The sequence below is a fragment of the Desulfocastanea catecholica genome (genome assembly GCF_054657295.1).
This window is the reverse complement of sequence record NZ_BAAHYZ010000143.1, coordinates 1-383: the sequence shown is the minus strand read 5'-3', so window position 1 is coordinate 383 and position 383 is coordinate 1. Positions and strand designations below refer to the sequence as shown.

1 protein-coding gene is annotated in these 383 nt (G+C 46.2%); it reads left to right on the top strand.

The window, feature by feature from the left end:
• The coding region (locus tag ACYQ8U_RS23265) for an ISAzo13 family transposase (protein WP_459947935.1) at window positions 1–383 on the top strand (383 nt) is incomplete at both ends.

Here is a 383-nt window from a genome sequence, read left to right as displayed (position 1 = left end):
CAGCCGGTAATTTCAGTTGATACCAAGAAAAAAGAGTTGGTTGGTCAATACAAAAACGGCGGGAAAGAGCTACGGCCAAAGGGGGAACCAGAAGAGGTCAAGGTTTATGATTTTGTTGATAAAGAGTTGGGACGAGCAAACCCATATGGTGTTTATGATATAGCCAATAACTTAGGATGGGTAAGCGTCGGCACTGATCACGACACGGCAAGTTTTGCTGTATCCACAATTCGCCGATGGTGGTTTGGAATGGGTAAAGAACTTTATCCCGGTGCCCGCGAGTTGTTAATCACTGCGGATGGTGGTGGCAGCAATGGTTCTCGAGTGCGACTGTGGAAAGTTGAATTACAGAATCTAGCGAATGAACTAGGGATTCCTGTTCG